This window comes from Actinomadura craniellae (assembly GCF_003289645.1).
Classification (GTDB): Bacteria; Actinomycetota; Actinomycetes; order Streptosporangiales; family Streptosporangiaceae; genus Actinomadura_D; species Actinomadura_D craniellae.
On record NZ_QLYX01000002.1, the window covers coordinates 45,811 to 62,876 of the forward strand.

Here is a 17,066-nt window from a genome sequence, read left to right on the forward strand (position 1 = left end):
GACTCCCCGACTTCCAGACTCCGTACTCGGTGGTGGTGATGCGTGGGCGCGTTCAGCGAGCCAGCAGCGGCAGCAGCTGGTCGAGCGCGTACGGGATGCTCAGCACGGTCATGAAGGACAGCGCCGCGCCGACCGGCGGCTCCTCGTAGGGAACGAACAGGGCCCGGTTCTCCTGGGCGACCTTGAGGGTCTTGTAGACCCGGTCGTTCTTGACGTTCTTCTCGGCGGCGGGGTCGCTGTTCAGGAAGACCAGCCGGTCGACCTCGACCAGGTCGAGCCGCTCGGAACCGATCTCCGCCGCGTACTCCTTGCCGACCGCCTGGACGATCTTGGGGGGGACGGCGAAGCCGAGCGACTTCATGAAGTCGACCTTGGGGTCGGTCGGGGCGAACACGGCGTACTTGCCGGGCTCGTAGGCCTCGACGACGGCGACGGTCTTGCCGGCCCACTGCGGGTACTGCTTGCGGGCGTCGGCGAACCGCTTCTCGATACCGGCGATCAGGTCGTTCATGCGCTTCTCTTCGCCGAGGGCGCGACCGATCACCCGGGACATCTCCTGCCAGGGCATGGCGTAGTCGTCGTACTTGGGAGACTGCCCGACGGTCGGGGCGATCTTGGAGAGCTTCTCGTACTGGCCCTTGTTCATGCCCGAGTACTGGGCGATGATCAGGTCCGGCCGGAGCGCGGCGATCTTCTCGATCTGGAAGTCGTCACGCTCGCCGACGATGGTGGGCGGGGTGGACCCCCACAGCGGCTGCGTCCAGGGCCACTTGCCGTACGGGCGCTCCTTGAACCAGTCGATGGCGCCGACCGGCTTCACCCCGAGGGCGAGCACCGCGTCGTGGTCGCTCAGGCCGAGCGTCACCACCCGGGTGGGCTTGGACTTGATCTCGGTGGTGCCGTACTTGTGCTGGATGCTCACCGGGAAGGCGGCGCCTGCCGGGGAGGCACCGCCGGTGGCGGCCTTCTCCTCCTCGCCGCCACAGGCGGCCAGCGCCAGGGCGAGGACGAGCGCGAGCAGTACCGCCACGAAACGTGGGGCGGCGAGCCGGGGGGATATGGACATCGGTTCCTCTTCGGGGATCGGGGGCACGGTCCAATCGTTCGTGGACCAGCCAAGCGATACTAAGGTGAGCCTTACCTAATCACAAGGTCGCCCGGCTATTGCCCCATCCCGCCCGCTAAGGTATGCCTGCCCTAATATCCGCAGATAGGGTTTTCGTGACCATAACCAAGAATTCGCCGCCCTTGGAGATACCCCCGGCGACCCGAGCCCGAACCGTACGGCTGACGCTGCTGTTGCTCGCGGCGGTGGCGGCGCTGGCGCTGATGTGCCTGCCGTCGATCGCGGTGGGCAGCCGGGCGGTACCGCTCGGCGATGTGGTGCAGGTCCTGACCGGTTCCGGCGATCCCCGGGTCGACGCGATCGTCTGGGGCGTCCGGGTGCCGCGCACCCTGCTCGGCCTGCTCGCCGGCGCGGCCCTGGGCCTGGCCGGCGCGGTGATGCAGGCGCTCACCCGCAACCCGCTCGCCGACCCCGGCCTGATGGGCGTCAGCGCGGGCGCCGCCTTCGCCATGGTGCTGGCCATCAGCCTGTTCGGGCTGTCCTCACTGTACGGCTACATTTGGTTCGCCTTCGCGGGCGCGCTGGCCGCCAGCGTGGTCGTGTACGTGCTCGGCGGGATGGGCCGGAGCGGTTCGACGCCGGTCAAGCTGGCACTGGCCGGAGTCGCCGTCACCTTCCTGCTGACCTCGATCACCCGGGGCATCGCGCTGGTCGACCCGGAGGCACTCGACCGCTACCGGTTCTGGTCGGCCGGTTCCCTGGCCGGCCGCGGTACCGGCGTGCTGCTCCAACTCCTGCCGTTCGTGGCCGTCGGCGTGGTGCTCGCGCTGGCCCTGGCCCCCGCGCTCAACAGCCTCGGCCTGGGCGACGACGTGGCCGCGTCGCTGGGCCGCCGGGTAGGCCTGATCCGGTTGCAGGGCGCCCTGGCCGTGACGCTGCTCACCGGTGCGGCGGTGGCGGTGGTCGGCCCGGTCGTTTTCGTCGGCCTGGTGGTGCCCCACGCCGCCCGCGTGATCACCGGCCCGGACCACCGCTGGCTGCTGCCGTTCTCGATGGTCCTGGCCCCGCTGCTGCTGCTGGCCGCCGACACCCTCGGCCGGGTGGTGGCCCGGCCCGAGGAGATCAACGTGGGCATCGTCGCCGCGTTCCTCGGGGCCCCCTTCTTCATCCTCCTGGTCCGCCGCCGCCGGCTGGCCGAGCTGTGAGCGCCGCCACCGGCCTGCGGCGGCCCGCCGTCCGGCTGTCCCGCCCGCCCGTCTCCGCGGTGGTGCGCCCGCGGGTCCTGCTGACCTGCCTGGGCCTGGCCGTGGCCGTCTTCGCGGTGTGCTGCGCCGGGCTGAGCATCGGTGACTACCCCGTCCCGCTCGCCGACGTGGTCCCCGCGCTGTGGGGGGCCGGCGACGGCGGCTCCGTGTTCATCGTGCAGGAGCTGCGGCTGCCCCGGGTGCTGGTCGGCCTGCTCGTGGGGGCGGCGTTCGGCGTCTCCGGAGCGATCTTCCAGGCCATGACCCGCAACCCGCTGGCCAGCCCCGACATGATCGGCATCAGTGCCGGGGCCGACACGGCCGTGGTCGCCGGGATCGTGCTCGGCGTCGGCGCGGGGCTCGGCGCCCCGGCCCTCGGCCTGCTCGGCGCGCTGGCCAGCGCGGCACTGATCTACGTGCTGGCCTGGCGGCGCGGTACGACCGGCTACCGGATCGTGCTGGTCGGGATCGGCATCTCCTGGATGTGCGTCAGCGCCACCGAGTGGCTGCTGACCAAGGCCCGGCTGCACCAGGCCCAACAGGCGCTGGGCTGGCTGGTCGGCAACCTGAACGCCCGCGGCTGGGAGCACGTGCGCCCGCTGGCCCTGGCCCTGGCCGTGCTGCTGCCCGCCGCGCTCCTGATGACGCACCGGCTGCGGGCGCTGCAGTTCGGCGACGAGGTCGCCGCGGGGCTGGGCGTCCCGGTGCAGCGGGCCCGGCTGGTCCTGGTGCTGGTCGGGGTCGGCCTGATCGCCTTCGGCACCGCGGCGGCCGGGCCGATCGCCTTCGTGGCGCTGGTCGCGCCGCAGGTCGCGCTGCGGCTGGCCGGCACGGCCGGGCCGCCGCTGCTGACGTCCGCGCTGACCGGTGCGCTGATCGTGTCGGCCAGTGACCTGTTCGCCCAGCGGTTCTTCGACAGCGACCTGCCGGTCGGAGTGGTGACGGGCGTGCTGGGCGCGCCGTTCCTGCTGTGGCTGCTCGCCCGGACCAACCGTTCCGGATCAGGAGGCTGAAATGTCCCACTCACCGCACCGGCCCGAGCTGCGGGCGCACGGCCTCCGGCTGGGTTACGACGACCGGGTCGTGGTCGACGGCCTCGACCTGACGCTCCCGCCCGGCAAGATCAGCGTGATCGTGGGCGCCAACGCCTGCGGCAAGTCCACCCTGCTGCGGGCGCTGGCCCGGCTGCTGGCGCCCCGGTCGGGCGAGGTGCATCTGGACGGGCAGGCGATCCACTCGCTGCCCACCCGGCAGGTGGCGCAGCAACTGGGCATCCTGCCGCAGCAACCGGTCGCGCCCGAGGGGCTGACGGTGCTCGACCTGGTGGGTCAGGGCAGGGCGCCGCACCAGTCGTGGTGGCGGCAGTGGTCGGCCGGCGACGAGCACGCCGTCGCGGCGGCGCTGGAGGCCACCGGGATGCTCGAACACGCGCACCGCCCGGTGGACGAACTGTCGGGCGGGCAGCGGCAGCGGGCGTGGATCGCGATGGCGGTGGCCCAGGGCACCCCCGTCCTGCTGCTCGACGAGCCGACGACCTTCCTGGACCTCGCGCACCAGATCGACGTCCTCGACCTGATCGTCGATCTCAACCGGCGGGAGGGCCGGACGGTGGCGATGGTGCTGCACGACCTGAACCAGGCCTGCCGCTACGCCGACCACGTGATCGCGATGAAGGCCGGCCGCGTCGTCGCCGAGGGCCCGCCGGCCGGGATCGTCACCGGCGAGCTGGTGGAGGAGGTGTTCGACCTGCGCTGCCAGGTCGTCCCGGACCCGGTCAGCGGCACTCCCCTGGTCATTCCGATCGGCCGCCACCACACCGCGCCCGCCCCCCTGTGAACGCGTGCCGGGGGGCGGGCGGTACCGGTCAGGGGGTGAGGGCGTAGGTGTCCGGGGCCGCGGTGCGGCGCGCCGCGAGCGAGCGGACGATCTCGCCCGCCCGGACGGCGGTGTTGGACAGCAGGGTGGAGGTGAGGCCGTGGGTGTGCTCGGTGGCACCCTGCACGTAGATCCCGCAGCTCAGCTCCGGAGCGGTGGCGATCCGGTAGTCGCGCTCGACCCGCAGCCCGCCCTCCGGCCGGCGCAGGCAGTACTCCCCCGCCTCGCCCAGCAGGGTCAGCGGGTCGCCGGGCCGGTAGCCGGTCGCGTACACCAGCGCGTCGGCCCGCAGTTCGGCGCGGTCGCCGGTCGGCAGGAACTCCACCGTGGCGCGGAGCCCGTCGCCGTCCTCGGCGACGGCGACGAGGCGGGAGGCGTTGAGGATCCGCAGCCGCTCGGCGCCCTGCACCTTCTCCTGGTAGGCCCGGCGGTAGAGCTCGTCGATCAGGTCCAGGTCGACCGCCGAGTAGTTGGTGGAGTGGTGGTAGTCCATGAGCATCCGCTTCACCGACTCCGGGGCGGCGTAGTAGTCCTCGACCGCCCCCGGGTCGAAGATCCGGTTGGCGAAGGAGCTGTCGTCGGCGGGCGTGTAGCCGTACTTGGCGAAGACCGCGCAGACCTCGGCGCCGGGGAAGGTGCGGTGCAGGTGGTCGGCGGTCTCGGCGGCGCTCTGCCCGGCTCCGACCACGATCACCCGGCGCGGGTCGGTGAGCCCGGGCAGCCGGTGGAGCAGGTCGTTGCTGTGCCAGACGCGCTCGCCGGCCACCACGCCCTTGGGCAGCACGGGCTCCAGCCCGGCCGCGATCACCAGGTTCCGGGTGCGGGTGGTGGCGAGTTCGTCGGCGCCGTCGCCCCGGCGTACGACGACGTCGAAGTACTCGACCGTTCCATTTTCGCCGGCGACCGGCCGGACGGCGACCACCTCGGAGCCGTACTCGACCTCATGGGGAAACCGGGCGGCGGCCCACTCCAGGTAGTCGTGAAACTCCAGCCGGGAGGGGAACATGGTCTTGTGGTTGATGAAGTCGGCCAGCCGCCCCCTGTCCTGCAGGTAGTGCAGGAAGCTGAAGGAGCTCCCCGGGTTCCGCATGGTGACCAGGTCCTTCAGGAAGGACACCTGCATGGTGGCGTCCTCCAGGAGCATGCCGCGATGCCAGCCGAAGGCGGGTTGCCGCTCGAAGAAGACCGCGTCGAGCGCCTGGCCGGTCTGCTCGCGATGCTCGCGCAGCGCGATCGCCAGGGCCAGGTTCGAGGGGCCGAAGCCGATGCCGACCAGATCGCGGACATGCTCGTACGAGGGGGACATGGGCGCCCTTTCCAGGAACGTACTCACGAGAACTCGGGGGAACGGGAGCGCCGGAACGCGCCGCCCATATTACCTTAGGTAAGGCTTACCTAAGAATGGCAAGCCTGACCACACCCAAGCACCGCCCGCCAGGGGCTGTCAAGGACCCCTCCACACCACTGTAGGTTAGGCTCCCCTAACAAAGGTTCTCCTAATCTTCCCCCCTGCCCGAGGAGAAAACGTATGCGGGTCGTCATGTTCGGCTACCAGACCTGGGGCCACCGCACGCTGCAGGCCCTCGTGGACGCCGGCCACGAAATCCCCCTGGTGGTGACCCACCCGCCCAGCGACCACGCCTACGAGAAGATCTGGGACGACTCGGTGGCCGACCTCGCCGCCGAGCACGGCCTGCCCGTCCTGCTGCGCAACCGCCCCGACGACGAGGAGCTGATGAGCCGGCTCAAGGAGGCCGACCCCGACGTCATCGTCGCCACCAACTGGCGGACCTGGATCCCGCCGCGCATCTTCGACCTGCCCCGGTACGGCACCCTCAACGTGCACGACTCGCTGCTGCCCAAGTACGCCGGCTTCGCCCCGCTGATCTGGGCGCTGATCAACGGCGAGAAGGAGGTCGGCGTGACCGCGCACATGATGACCGAGGAGATGGACGCGGGCGACGTCGTCCTCCAGCGGGCGGTGCCCGTGGGCGACACCGACACCGCCGCCGACCTGTTCCACCGGACCCTGGAACTGTTCGGCCCAATCACCGTGGACGGGCTGGAGCTGATCGCCTCCGGCCGCACCGACTGGGCCCGGCAGGACCGTTCCCAGGCCAGCTTCTTCCACAAGCGGTCCATCGAAGACAGCCGGATCGACTGGACCTGGCCCGCCGAGGACCTCGACCGGCTGATCCGCGCCCAGTGCGACCCCTACCCCAACGCCTTCACCCACCGCGGCGGCGAGCGCATCCGCGTCATCAAGGCGTCGGTGTCCAAGGGGATCTACGGCGGCACCCCGGGCCGTATCTTCATCCGCGAGGGGGACGGGGTGGTGATCGTCGCCGGGGCCGAGGCGCGGCGCGGCCGCAGCCACGGCCTGGTCATCGAGCGGATCCGGCTCGACGACGGCACCGAACTGCCGGCCACCGAGTACTTCACCACCATGGGCGGCTACCTCACGAGCCACCCGTGAGGGACCGGCTCGCCGCCGCCCTGGCCGCCGAGACCGGCGCCCTGACCAGGCTGCTCACCGAACTGGTCCGGATCCCCAGCCCGGGCGGCTCGCCCGGCGAAGTGGCGATCCAGTCCCGCCTGGCGGAATGGCTGCGCGCCGAGGGCCTGGACGTCGACCACTGGCGGTTGCCGCTGGCGGACTTGACCGCACGGCCGGACTTCCCCGGCATGGAGGTCCCGCGGGTGGAGGCCTGGGGCGTCGCCGCCCGGCTGCCCGGCAGCGGCGGCGGCCGGTCGCTGATGTTCAACGGGCACGTCGATGTGGTACCGCCCGGTGAACCGGCGGCCTGGCGCGAGTGCGGACCCTACGACGCGCTGGTCCGCGACGGGATGCTGTACGGGCGCGGCGCCTGCGACATGAAGGGCGGCCTGGTCGCCGCCCTGTTCGCGGTGCGGGCGCTGCGCCGGTGCGGGATCCGGCTGCGCGGCGACCTGATCGTCGCCTGCGTGGCCGGCGAGGAGGACGGCGGGCTCGGCACCTACGGTCTGCTCGACCGGGGCTGGCGGGCGGACGCCTGCGTGATCCCCGAGCCCACCGGGCTGGACGTGGTCCCCGCCAACGCGGGCGCGCTGACCTTCCGGCTGAAGGTCACCGGCCGGGCGGCGCACGCGGCCCGCCGCACCGCGGGAATCAGCGCGGTCGAGCGGTTCTGGCCGGTCTTCGCCGCGCTGCGCGAGCTGGAGGCGCGGCGCAACGCCGACGTCGACCTGCTGATGCGCCGCTGGGACGTCCCGTACGCGATCGAGGTCGGCACCGTGCACGCCGGCGACTGGGCGGCCACCGTGCCCGGCGAGCTGGTCGCCGAGGGCCGGATCGGCGTGGCGCTGGGCGAGCCGGTGGAGGCGGCCCGGCAGGCCCTGGAGGACGCGGTCACCGGCCACGGCGCCGAGGTCGAGTGGTGGGGCGGCCGGTTCGCGGCCGGCCCGCCGCCCGCCGGTGACCTGGTGGCGCGGCTGGCCGCCGCCCATCGGGCGGCGGCCGGCCGTGCACTGGACTCACCGGACGTCTGGGGCGCCCCATACGGGAGCGACCTGCGGCTGCTCGCCGCGGCGGGCGTCCCCACCGTCCAGTACGGCCCGGGCGAGCTCGACCGGATGCACGCTCCGGACGAGCGCGTGCGGATCTCCGAGGTGGTCACCGCGGCGCACGCGCTGGCCCTGCTCGCCCTGGACCACTGCGGGACGGCTCCCGGGGCGGCTGGGGTCAGCCCTTGAACGGCTGGGGCGCGCCCTTCTCGCCGGCGCCGGAGCCCCAGGAGAGGACCTCGTACTTGACGTCGTTCAGGTGGCCGGCGCCCACCCCGGCGTCGTAGTTGCTGGACGGCTTCCCGCCGTCGTAGAGGTAGCGGAAGGTGTAGGTGTCGAGGTCGAGCATGACGCCGCGGTGCGACGGCTCGCCCGGCCCGCGGTCACCGACGAAGCCGGTCACGCTGCGGCCCTGGTAGGTCACCCTGACCTTGCTGTGCAGCGGCCAGCTCGGGCTGGCGAACAGGCCCTTCTGCATCGGCTTGCCGCCGGCGGGCGCGCCGGTGTCGCCCCGCACACCCGACCCGTCGTCCCAGAAGTAGGACGCCTTGGTGGTGCCGGAGGCCAGGGCCCGAGAGCGCATCTCGGGCGCGGCGGCGCCCTGGCGTTTCTGGATCTTCCACACCGGTCGCTCGGAGTCCCTCGCGAGTGCCAGTTCCTGGGACTGCGCGGCCGCACGGTTCCCGGTCGGCTCCTCGTTGGCGGCGTTGGCGACCTTGGTCGCGGCCCCGGCGGCGACGCCGCCGACGAACACGGCTCCGAGGATCCCGGCGACGGCCGTGTTGAGCGCTTGCTGCTTCATGGAAATCCTTTCCGGGGTGACGGGAACCGTTTCGCTTCGACTCGGGTATGCGGAAACGGCCCCGGGAGAGGGCATGGACGTCTGTCAGGGAGTGCCGTCACAAGGACCGCGAAAGCGGCTCCGCAAATGCCTTTCCGGCGCACTGTGATACCGCGGCGGAAAATTGCATGGAGATCACCGGATCGAACCCGACCGCCTGTATCCATGCAGGTCAGCAAGATGGGAACGAGGGTGGTGGCCACTCCGGCCGGAAGCCGGGAGCTGACGGCTATGCGCTATGGGCTATACGAAGTTGGTGGGCTCTTGACCCCGCTTGGTGCCACATATAAGCATACGAGAACCAGAACAGCCAAATCTTTGGGGTTTAATCCAGAATGAAGGTAGATCTTTTTGGCCCGGGCCTGGCTCAGGAGACCCGACCATTCTTCGAAAAGGCCTGTGGAATAAGGGATGGCGCCCGATCGGGCCGCTCCCCGCCGCCGGGCCGGATCGGGAGAGACCGGTAAAGCACCGGTACGCCACCCCGGAACGGGCCGTAGTACCACGAGCACCCATCGTGTCTGGCACCATGATTGCCATGACCGACCGAGCCGGGGCAGGGACGGCCGCCGAGGACGATCTGTATCCGCCCCCCGATTGGGCCGCCCGGCGCACCGCGCCGGGAACCCGGGCCCTGCTGACCTTCGCCGCGCTGGCCGCCCTGCTGGTCGCGGGCCGCCTCTGGGTCGCCCCCGAGGTGGGCGGGCGGGCGCTGGACGCCTGGACGACCATCTTCGTCGCCATCTGCGTCCAGGCGCTGCCCTTCCTGGTCTTCGGCGTCGCGCTGTCCGCGGCCATCACGGCGTTCGTGCCGCCCGGCGTCTGGAACCGGCTGCTTCCGCGGCGGCCCGGCCTGGCCGTACCCGTCGCCGGCGCAGCCGGGGCGGTACTGCCGGGCTGCGAGTGCGCCTCGGTCCCGGTGGCGAGCGGGCTGATGGCGCGCGGGGTGGCGCCCGCGGCGGCGCTGACGTTCCTGCTGGCGGCCCCCGCGATCAATCCCATCGTGCTGATCGCGACCGCGGTGGCGTTCCCCGGTCAGCCCGAGATGGTGCTGGGGCGGTTCGGCGCCTCGCTGCTGGTCGCCGTGCTGGCGGGCTGGGCGTGGCTGCTGTTCGGCCGGGGCGAGTGGCTGAAGATCCCCGCCCGCCCGCACGCCGAGGCCGGCCGGCGCTGGGAGGCGTTCCGCCAGGCCATGCGGCACGACATCATGCATGCCGGAGGGTTCCTCGTGGTCGGCGGCGTCGCGGCCGCCACCATCAACGTCGTGGTACCGGCCGAGTGGGTGACCGGGATCGCCGGGATCCCCTGGGCCGCGGTGCTGACGCTGGCGGTGCTGGCGGTGCTGATGTCGATCTGTTCGGAGGCCGACGCGTTCGTGGCGGCCAGCCTGAGCCAGTTCTCCCCCACCGCCAAGCTCACCTTCCTGGTGGTCGGCCCGATGGTGGACCTCAAGCTCATCGCCCTGCAGACCGGCTTCTTCGGCCGCCGGTTCGCGGTGCGATTCATTCCACTGACCTTCGCCCTGGCGGTGGGGGTCAGTTCCCTGGTGGGATGGGTGCTGTTGTGACGAAGTCTGCGCAGAACCTCCTGCTGATCACGCTCGGCGCCGCCACGCTGTGGATCACCGTGGCCACCGACGAGTACCTCAACTACGTCAAGCCGTGGTTCCGCTGGGCTCTGATCGCCGCAGCGGTGGCGGTGGTCGTGCTGGGCGCCGCCGGGCTGCGCCGCGAATGGCACGACGCCGACGACCACGACGACCACGGGCACGACGACCACGGGCACCACGGCCCGCGGGTGGCCTGGCTGCTCTGCCTGCCGGCGCTGGGCATCTTCCTGATCGCGCCGCCGGCGCTGGGCTCCTTCACCGCCGACCGCAACTCCACCCGGACCGCGGCGCCGCCCGCCCCCGACGAGGGCTACGGCGCGCTGCGTCCGACCGGAGGCCCGCTGGCCATGACGATCAGCGAGTTCATCGGCCGCTCGTTCGAGGCGCAGACAGGCGACCCCGGCACGCTGCGGGGCATCCCGGTCCAGCTGTCGGGCTTCGCGGCACCGCGGCCCCAAGGAGAGGGCTGGTACCTCACCCGGCTGCGGATGGCCTGCTGCGCGGGCGACGCGATCCCGATGCGGGTCATCGTGCACGGCGCGGCCCGGCCCAAGACCGACACGTGGGTGTCGGTGGTCGGCACCTGGATGCCGCCCACCGCGGGTGCGCCCGTCACCGGAGTGCACGAGGTGCGGGCGCAGCACACACGGCCGATCAAGAAGCCCAAGAACCAGTACGAGTGACGGGGAGTCCCGGCAGCCACAGGGCCCACGGCGTCGGGGGCTCCGGCCGGCCCGGCGGAACCGCCGGGCCCTCGGTTCAGGGGTACATCGGCGCCAGTGGCTGACCCGGCGCGCCGACCGGGTACGGCGCCGGCATCGGGTCATGCCGGGGCTCGAACTCGTGCGCCGGCGCGCCGACCGCCTGGTGGCGGCCCGCGAGCACAGCACGGTACTCGCTCAGCATCATCATCAGCACTCGCGCGGAGTCGGCGTCCATGCGCACCAGGGCGCTCGGCCGGCCGGCGGCGTCGACGTACGGGGATACCGCCGGAGTGTCCGACGTCGCCCCCGGTCTGAGGGTCTGCCGCAGTTCCTCGCGCAGTTCATGCGCGAGGCGCAGCGCTTCTCGGTCACTGGCGTTCAGATGTCCTGTCATCGCGATCTCTCCAAGGAGTTCACGTGGCCCTGTCCGGGCCATCCTGTCCTGATCTACTGTGCAGGTGCAAGATCTGATGCACGTGCATTCTCACAGAATCAACGCGGCGGCCGCTGTGCGGCCCCCCGGCAGGCGGCTGGACATGAAAGACTGGACACCCGACGTGCCCAGGCCCGGCCCCTCCCGAGGAGCGCCTTTCATGAGCCCCAGTCCGGTGGACACCGGCGACGTCACCCCGTCCGGCGGACAGGTCCTGTCCTACCCGCGCGGCGGGCCGACGGCGCTGCGCATGCTGCTGGGCACCCAGTTACGACGGCTGCGCGAGGGACACGGGATCTCCACCGAGGACGCCGGGCACGCGATCCGCGGCTCGCACTCCAAGATCAGCCGGATGGAGAACGGCCGGGTCGGGTTCAAGCACCGCGACGTCGCCGACCTGCTGACCCTCTACGGCGTGACCGATCCGAAGGATCGCGAGTCACTGCTCGACCTGGCGCGACAGGCCAACACCCCGGGCTGGTGGCACCAGTACAACGACGTCCTCCCCTCCTGGTTCGAGGTCTACATCGGCCTCGAACAGGCGGCCGCCCTCATCCGCACCTACGAGGTCCAGTTCGTCCCCGGCCTGCTGCAGACCGAGGACTACGCCCGCGCCGTCATCAGGCTGGGTCACCCCGACGCCCCCGCCGCCGAGATCGAACGCCGCGTCAACGTCCGGATGACCCGGCAGCGGCGCATCCACAACGGCCCCGACCGGCTGCGCTTCTGGGCCGTCGTGGACGAGGCCGCGCTGCGCCGGCCGCTGGGCGGCCGGGACGTGATGCGCACCCAGCTACGGCACCTGATCCACCTCACCGAGGCCAACACGGTCACACTGCAGGTGATCCCGTTCGACGCGGGCGGGCACGCCGCCGCCGGCGGGCCCTTCTCGATCCTGCGCTTCACGGAGCGCGACCTCTCCGACGTCGTCTACCTGGAGCAGCTCACCAGCGCGCTCTACCTGGAGAAGTCCGACGACATCGACCGGTACCGGCATGTGATGGACCGCCTCGCCGTGGAGGCGCGACCCGCCCCGGCCACCCAGGGCCTGCTCGAGGAACTGCTCGATCGACTCTGATCCGGGGTCAGCCGTCGACCGGGACAATGGCGGGACGGCCGTCCGGGCCGACGCTCCAGCCCGGGTTGTGGCAGACCTCCCAGCGGAACCCGGCCGGGTCGGCGAAGTAGCCGTGGAAGCCGCCGAAGGCGGCGGGCTGCGGCTCCTTCAGGATCGCCGCACCGGCCGCGGCGGCCCGGTTCATCACCTCGACGACCTCCTTCTCGCCGCCCACGTTGTGCGCCAGCGTCATCCCGGTCGGTCCGCCGGCCGGGGCGGTGCCGCCGAGGTCCTTCTCCAGGTCCTCCGCGCCGAAGAGGGCGAGCGCCAGCCCGTGCCCGACCTGGAGGAAGACGATCTCCCCCTCGACCTCGGTCATGGGCTCCCAGCCCAGCCCCTCGACGTAGAAGCGGCGGGCGGCGGCCAGGTCCGGCACGCCGAGCGTGATCAGGTCGACTCGTGGTTGCATGTCGGTCTCTCTCCCCAGTGGACGGCGGGTCACGCCATCCTCCCGCTCCGACCGTTGTTCCGTATTGTCGGAATCGGCCACGCTCCTCCGGAAACGATTCCGTGGAATAGTTGAAGATTCCACCGAATCCCCGCATGCTGTCCCGTGTGCGCGAACCATCCGTCGCGCCGAATTCCACAGACAGCGTCGTTCCCACCCCACGACCGCCGACAGGACACATGAATGTTCGAGATCTGGGAGACCGGCGAACCGACCAGGTTCATCACCGGTGCCGACACCCTGGAAGTGGCACTCGACAAGGTCGACACCATGTGCCGGCTCCGGCACGACCAGGAATCCGCCGACATCGAGCGCTCCCAGGGCGGTTACACCTTCGAGATCCGTGACCAGGGCGGTGTGGCCCTCGCCCGGCTGACCTACCAACCCGACGTGTCGCGCCCCTACCAGAGCGTGATCGTGGAGGAACTGCTGCGGCGCACCGGCCCCTGAGCGGGAATCACCGCCACCCGTAGCCGCGCACCCGGCGACTCGTCCTTACTTCAGATCCCGGTGTTTCCGATGCCGATCGCCGCTAACCCGCCGGTAATGCAGAGCAGCGCGGTAGCTTCGCCTGAACAGGGCCGCCTCCGGAACCACCCGCCCCCACCCCGAACGGACGGGCCCGCGCCGGAGCCGTCCGCCAGCGTCGAGGAGCCCTCATGCCCGAACCGACATCGCCGCCCCAGCCGGAGTCCGTGGAGCCGTCCGTCCGGCAGGTCCACGCGCTCACCGGGCTCATCGGCCCACCCGGGATCGAGGACCGGCTGGCCGAGATCCGGCGGGCCGCTCCGACCGGCGAACCCGCGGGCCTGGCACTGCTCGCCGAACTCATCGAGCTGAGCGCCGACGACGACCCCGACTTCGCCCGCGCGGACGAACTCTACAAGTCCGCCCAGGCCGCGCTCCCGGCCGGCTGGGAGAAGGTCGTCACCGCGGCGGCCCTGGGCCGGCTCGCCGTCGACCCGGCACTGGACGCCGACTCCGCCGACCCACGCGCCACGCGCCCGGAACGAGACGGCGCCGCTGCGGGCCGGTGAACCCGCCCGCCTCCCGGAGGCCATGACCCGACCCGACCGGAAATTCGGTGGCTTCGGGCGGTACCGGCCCCTACGGTCGGATCTGCGGGTATTCGGACGGCACCGGCGTCCGGCGGATGACGGCAGGGAGCACGGTGGACCGCGAGATCCGGGCCGACCACGATCGCGACACCATCGTGGTCTACCAGGCCTACGGCCCGGCGATCGCGCGCCCCGCGCTGGCCGCGCAGCGGTTCGTCCCGCCGTTCTCGACCGGGCGGATGACCTGGATCAAACCGTCGTTCCGCTGGCTGATGCACCGCAGACCGGGCCAAGCGCCTGCTCCCCCCGGAGCGGGTCTATCCCCTGCCGCCCGACCTCGCCCGCCGGCTCGGCATGCGCTGAGCCGGCGGAACCGCCGGTTCAGCTCGCGCCGCCGAAGTCCGGCTCTCCGGTGAGGGTGCGCTTGAGCTCGAAGAACCCCGGAACGCCGGCCAGTAGGAGCAGCCCATCCCAGAGCCGGCCGGCCCGCTCGCCCTGGGGAGCCGGGGAGATCACCGGGCCGAAGAACGCCGGCCGCCGGCCGTCCTCCGTCGGCGGGAGGGCGAGGATCGGGGTGCCGACCCCTTCGCCGACCAGATCGACGCCGGCCTGGTGGGAGGCGCGCAGCGGGCCGTCGTACTCCGGCGACCAGGCAGCGCCGGCCAGTTCCGTCGGCAGCCCGGCGTCGTCCAGGGCGGGTTCGAACCCGCTCTCCTCGGCCCGCACGATGAAGCGGGTGCCCATCGCGGTGTACAGCCGGCCGAGCGCGGCGTGGCCGTGCTCCTGCTGCACGGCCGCGCAGAGCCGGGCCGGGAGCCAGAGGTAGCCTTCCGGGTCGCCCTCGGGGTCGTCGTCACGGTGCTCGTTGAGCACCGACAGGCTCATCACGTTCCAGCGGATCTCGATCGGCCGGACCCGCGCCGCCTCCAGCAGCCACCGGGAGGTGATCCACGTGTACGGGCACGAGGGATCGAACCAGAAGTCCACAAGGTGTTTCCCCGGCACCATCCACCTCCGCGTCGGTTACCCGTCCACGTTAACCTCGCCGGGCAGTCAGGGCTTGCGGCCGACCCCGCCGATGTACCACCCGGCACTACGCCTCGTGGCCCGGACCGGGCGCCAGTCCTCCACCATGACCAGGCCGGGTTCGACCAGTTCGAGGCCGCCGAACATTTCGGCGACCTGTCCGGGGGATGTGACGGTGAAGGCGGAGCCGGCCGACTCGACGATCCGGCGCACCCGCTCGAAGGCCTCCGCGGGCTGCCGCTGGTCACTGACATGGGACAGCACCAGGTGGCTGCCGGACGGCAGCGCGTCGGTCAGCGTCCGAACGATCTTCCGCTGGTCGTGCTCCACGCCCACCAGGTGCAGGACGGCGGTCAGCAGCAGGCCCACCGGCCGGTCGAAGTCGATCACCGCCCGCACCTCGGGGTGTTCCAGGATCTCCCGGGGCCGGCGCACGTCGGCGTACACCGAACGCATCGGCTCGTGCTCCGCGGCGATCTCCCGCCAGGCCGCCACCACTTCGAGATCGTGGTCCACACACGCCACCGCGGCGTCCGGCCGGTGCCGGCGGGCCACCTGGTAGACGTTGCCCCAGGCCGGCAGCCCCACCCCGATGTCGAGGAACTGCCCGACGCCCTGCCGGGCGAGGTAGTCCACGGCGCGGACCAGGAAGGAACGGTTCTCCACCCCGGGCATCCCCCGCAGTTGCATGGCCTCGTCCAGGGCGCCGAGCACCGCCAGATCGGCGGAGGTACCGCTGCGCGCTCCGATCGACTCGTTGTAGATCCGGGCGCTGGAAATCCTCCGGCGTTTCGGCCGTCCGGCCTCGTTCACGCTGGTCCCCTGCCCGCCGCCCGCCGCACCGTTCCTTCGGCCGTCCGCACGAGAACAGATCTTGAACGGTGCCGGAGGCCGGGTTTGCCCGGTGCCCCTCTCCCGTGGCGCCCGGTGAGCGGGTCGGCGCGCCGATCCGGGTTCCGCTCGTGAACGGTGTCCTGCTCTTTCGGACACCGGTGATGGCCAATCCTTGGGCCGATACGGGACAGGCGCGTAGCCGAGGAAGGAGAAACCCGGAGGGCGGTGCGGAAACATGCTGCGCGCACGGGCGGGGCCGGCATCCGCGCCGGTGCATGGAAGGCGTGTCGACAAGCGATACCGCCGTGCGCGGTACCGGGGAGGAGTTCCATGAGAGGGCCTGTCTTCATCGCGGCGGTGACGTTCTCGGCGGCGAGTGCCGTGCTCGGCGGGTCGGCCGCGGCCGAGAGCGTCCCCCGCAAGCAGATGTGCTCCACCGTCCGGGATGGCCTGGTGTGCATCAGCGTGACCGGCCGCCCGGGCGAGAAGGGCCTGGTCGGCGTCCGGTACCAGCGCGGCGACGATTCCACCGGCCGGGTCCGGATCGGCTGGCAGGGCAACCGGGCCGACGTCCCGACCCGCCTGTCGGAGGAGATGAAGGTCTCGCCCAACGGCACCGTCGCGCGCAACTGGCGGATCACCGTGCCCCGCGGGTGCGTGCGCGCCCTGGTCCAGGAGGCCGCCGGGGCCGGCATGGCCGTCCGCCCGGGCCCCTGGCAGTGCGACAAGCAGCAGCTCCAGCTTTCCGACCTCTCCCGGGGCGAAGGGGCGGGCGGCCCGGCCCCGGCCACCGGCCGGATCTGAAACCACCGGCCGGCTCCCGGGCGCGCGCCGGTGCGGCGCGCGCCCGGGCCGGTTCAGCCGGCCTGGCGGTGCCGGGTGCGCAGCGCCAACCGGGTGCGGAGCAGCCCGACGGCCTGGGCCGGGGTGGGTGCGGCGGCCTGGGCGCGCACCCGGCGCCCGCCGAGTTCGACATCGGCCTGGACGAGAGCGGGCCGGGGCAGTGCCGGATCGGCGAGAACGCTCAGCGTGACCCGTACCGCGGAGATCGGCTCGGTGGAGTCCGCCAGCACCTCGCGGACCACCCGGCCGGCGCGCTCGGTGTCGGCCTCGTCGACGGCCCCTGAAGTCAGGAACCGGATGGGCGGAACATCGTTCTGCATCGTTCCTCCTTCTGTCTGTGGCCGTACGGCCCCTGGTTCGGCCGTACAACGGATAGACCGAGGAGCCCTTCCCGAGGTTCACATCCGACCCGGTGGAACGGCGAG

Annotated in this window: 20 protein-coding genes; 12 read left to right on the forward strand and 8 right to left on the reverse strand. The window is 71.9% G+C overall.

The window, feature by feature from the left end; genetic code table 11:
• Positions 1–52 precede the first annotated feature (52 nt).
• Positions 53–1,066, reverse strand: a complete 1,014-nt coding sequence (locus DPM19_RS03800) for an iron-siderophore ABC transporter substrate-binding protein (protein WP_111863883.1) — start codon at positions 1,064–1,066, stop codon at positions 53–55.
• A gap of 182 nt (positions 1,067–1,248) precedes the next feature.
• Here DPM19_RS03800 and DPM19_RS03805 point away from each other — a divergent pair, with 182 nt between their 5' ends.
• From DPM19_RS03805 to DPM19_RS03815, 3 genes are read left to right on the forward strand one after another with little or no spacing between them, the layout of a single operon-like run.
• Positions 1,249–2,271 (forward strand): FecCD family ABC transporter permease, encoded by a 1,023-nt coding sequence (locus tag DPM19_RS03805; RefSeq protein WP_233509841.1) that lies wholly within the window; start codon positions 1,249–1,251, stop codon positions 2,269–2,271.
• Positions 2,268–3,323: a FecCD family ABC transporter permease gene (locus tag DPM19_RS03810; RefSeq protein WP_111863410.1), complete on the forward strand. Its 1,056-nt coding sequence runs from the start codon at positions 2,268–2,270 to the stop codon at positions 3,321–3,323. Before DPM19_RS03805 ends, DPM19_RS03810 begins: the two co-directional genes overlap by 4 nt.
• Before the next feature lies 1 nt (position 3,324).
• On the forward strand, positions 3,325–4,146 hold the full coding sequence (locus tag DPM19_RS03815; RefSeq protein WP_111863411.1) for an ABC transporter ATP-binding protein: 822 nt from the start codon (positions 3,325–3,327) through the stop codon (positions 4,144–4,146).
• 28 nt (positions 4,147–4,174) lie between these two features.
• On the opposite strand, the gene DPM19_RS03820 is transcribed toward DPM19_RS03815, so the two are convergent.
• Positions 4,175–5,491, reverse strand: a complete 1,317-nt coding sequence (locus DPM19_RS03820) for a lysine N(6)-hydroxylase/L-ornithine N(5)-oxygenase family protein (protein WP_111863412.1) — start codon at positions 5,489–5,491, stop codon at positions 4,175–4,177.
• Positions 5,492–5,713: 222 nt separating this feature from the next.
• Between DPM19_RS03820 and DPM19_RS03825 the strand changes: the two genes are divergently transcribed.
• Positions 5,714–6,661, forward strand: coding sequence for a methionyl-tRNA formyltransferase (locus DPM19_RS03825; protein ID WP_111863413.1), 948 nt, complete (start codon positions 5,714–5,716; stop codon positions 6,659–6,661).
• Positions 6,658–7,917 carry an ArgE/DapE family deacylase gene (locus DPM19_RS03830; protein WP_111863414.1) on the forward strand — a complete coding sequence of 420 codons (1,260 nt, stop codon included), beginning with the start codon at positions 6,658–6,660 and terminating at the stop codon, positions 7,915–7,917. The genes DPM19_RS03825 and DPM19_RS03830 overlap by 4 nt, the downstream gene beginning before the upstream one ends.
• On the opposite strand, the gene DPM19_RS03835 is transcribed toward DPM19_RS03830, so the two are convergent.
• Positions 7,907–8,530 carry a hypothetical protein gene (locus DPM19_RS03835; protein ID WP_111863415.1) on the reverse strand — a complete coding sequence of 208 codons (624 nt, stop codon included), beginning with the start codon at positions 8,528–8,530 and terminating at the stop codon, positions 7,907–7,909. The genes DPM19_RS03830 and DPM19_RS03835 overlap by 11 nt on opposite strands.
• Before the next feature lie 568 nt (positions 8,531–9,098).
• On the opposite strand from DPM19_RS03835, the gene DPM19_RS03840 reads away from it, so the two are divergent.
• Positions 9,099–10,136: a permease gene (locus tag DPM19_RS03840; RefSeq protein ID WP_111863416.1), complete on the forward strand. Its 1,038-nt coding sequence runs from the start codon at positions 9,099–9,101 to the stop codon at positions 10,134–10,136.
• A complete protein-coding gene (locus DPM19_RS03845) occupies positions 10,133–10,861 on the forward strand; it encodes a TIGR03943 family putative permease subunit (RefSeq protein WP_158566687.1) in 729 nt (242 codons plus the stop codon). The genes DPM19_RS03840 and DPM19_RS03845 overlap by 4 nt, the downstream gene beginning before the upstream one ends.
• Before the next feature lie 76 nt (positions 10,862–10,937).
• Here the strand turns inward: DPM19_RS03845 and DPM19_RS03850 are convergent, their stop codons facing one another.
• Positions 10,938–11,276 (reverse strand): hypothetical protein, encoded by a 339-nt coding sequence (locus DPM19_RS03850; protein ID WP_111863418.1) that lies wholly within the window; start codon positions 11,274–11,276, stop codon positions 10,938–10,940.
• 199 nt (positions 11,277–11,475) lie between these two features.
• Between DPM19_RS03850 and DPM19_RS03855 the strand changes: the two genes are divergently transcribed.
• Entirely contained in the window at positions 11,476–12,393 is a 918-nt protein-coding gene (locus tag DPM19_RS03855) for a helix-turn-helix domain-containing protein (protein WP_111863419.1), read from the forward strand.
• A 7-nt stretch (positions 12,394–12,400) separates the two neighbouring features.
• Here the strand turns inward: DPM19_RS03855 and DPM19_RS03860 are convergent, their stop codons facing one another.
• Positions 12,401–12,841 carry a VOC family protein gene (locus DPM19_RS03860; RefSeq protein WP_111863420.1) on the reverse strand — a complete coding sequence of 147 codons (441 nt, stop codon included), beginning with the start codon at positions 12,839–12,841 and terminating at the stop codon, positions 12,401–12,403.
• 222 nt (positions 12,842–13,063) lie between these two features.
• Between DPM19_RS03860 and DPM19_RS03865 the strand changes: the two genes are divergently transcribed.
• The 3 genes from DPM19_RS03865 (at position 13,064) to DPM19_RS35610 (ending at position 14,354) form a co-directional block, all read left to right on the forward strand.
• The gene (locus DPM19_RS03865) at positions 13,064–13,330 is read left to right on the forward strand and encodes a hypothetical protein (RefSeq protein WP_111863421.1); all 267 of its coding nucleotides are present in this window, start codon (positions 13,064–13,066) and stop codon (positions 13,328–13,330) included.
• 209 nt (positions 13,331–13,539) lie between these two features.
• Positions 13,540–13,917 (forward strand): hypothetical protein, encoded by a 378-nt coding sequence (locus tag DPM19_RS03870; RefSeq protein ID WP_111863422.1) that lies wholly within the window; start codon positions 13,540–13,542, stop codon positions 13,915–13,917.
• 116 nt (positions 13,918–14,033) lie between these two features.
• A complete protein-coding gene (locus DPM19_RS35610) occupies positions 14,034–14,354 on the forward strand; it encodes a DUF4291 family protein (RefSeq protein WP_199484837.1) in 321 nt (106 codons plus the stop codon).
• Here the strand turns inward: DPM19_RS35610 and DPM19_RS03880 are convergent.
• Together DPM19_RS03880 and DPM19_RS03885 are read right to left on the reverse strand one after the other, a co-directional pair.
• Positions 14,320–14,946, reverse strand: coding sequence for a DsbA family protein (locus tag DPM19_RS03880; protein WP_111863423.1), 627 nt, complete (start codon positions 14,944–14,946; stop codon positions 14,320–14,322). The genes DPM19_RS35610 and DPM19_RS03880 overlap by 35 nt on opposite strands.
• Positions 14,947–14,991: 45 nt before the next feature.
• Entirely contained in the window at positions 14,992–15,777 is a 786-nt protein-coding gene (locus tag DPM19_RS03885) for an SAM-dependent methyltransferase (protein WP_158566688.1), read from the reverse strand.
• Between the two features lie 351 nt (positions 15,778–16,128).
• Between DPM19_RS03885 and DPM19_RS03890 the strand changes: the two genes are divergently transcribed.
• Positions 16,129–16,602, forward strand: coding sequence for a hypothetical protein (locus DPM19_RS03890; RefSeq protein ID WP_146778732.1), 474 nt, complete (start codon positions 16,129–16,131; stop codon positions 16,600–16,602).
• A gap of 53 nt (positions 16,603–16,655) precedes the next feature.
• On the opposite strand, the gene DPM19_RS03895 is transcribed toward DPM19_RS03890, so the two are convergent.
• Positions 16,656–16,961: a hypothetical protein gene (locus DPM19_RS03895; protein ID WP_111863426.1), complete on the reverse strand. Its 306-nt coding sequence runs from the start codon at positions 16,959–16,961 to the stop codon at positions 16,656–16,658.
• Between the last annotated feature and the right edge of the window lie 105 nt (positions 16,962–17,066).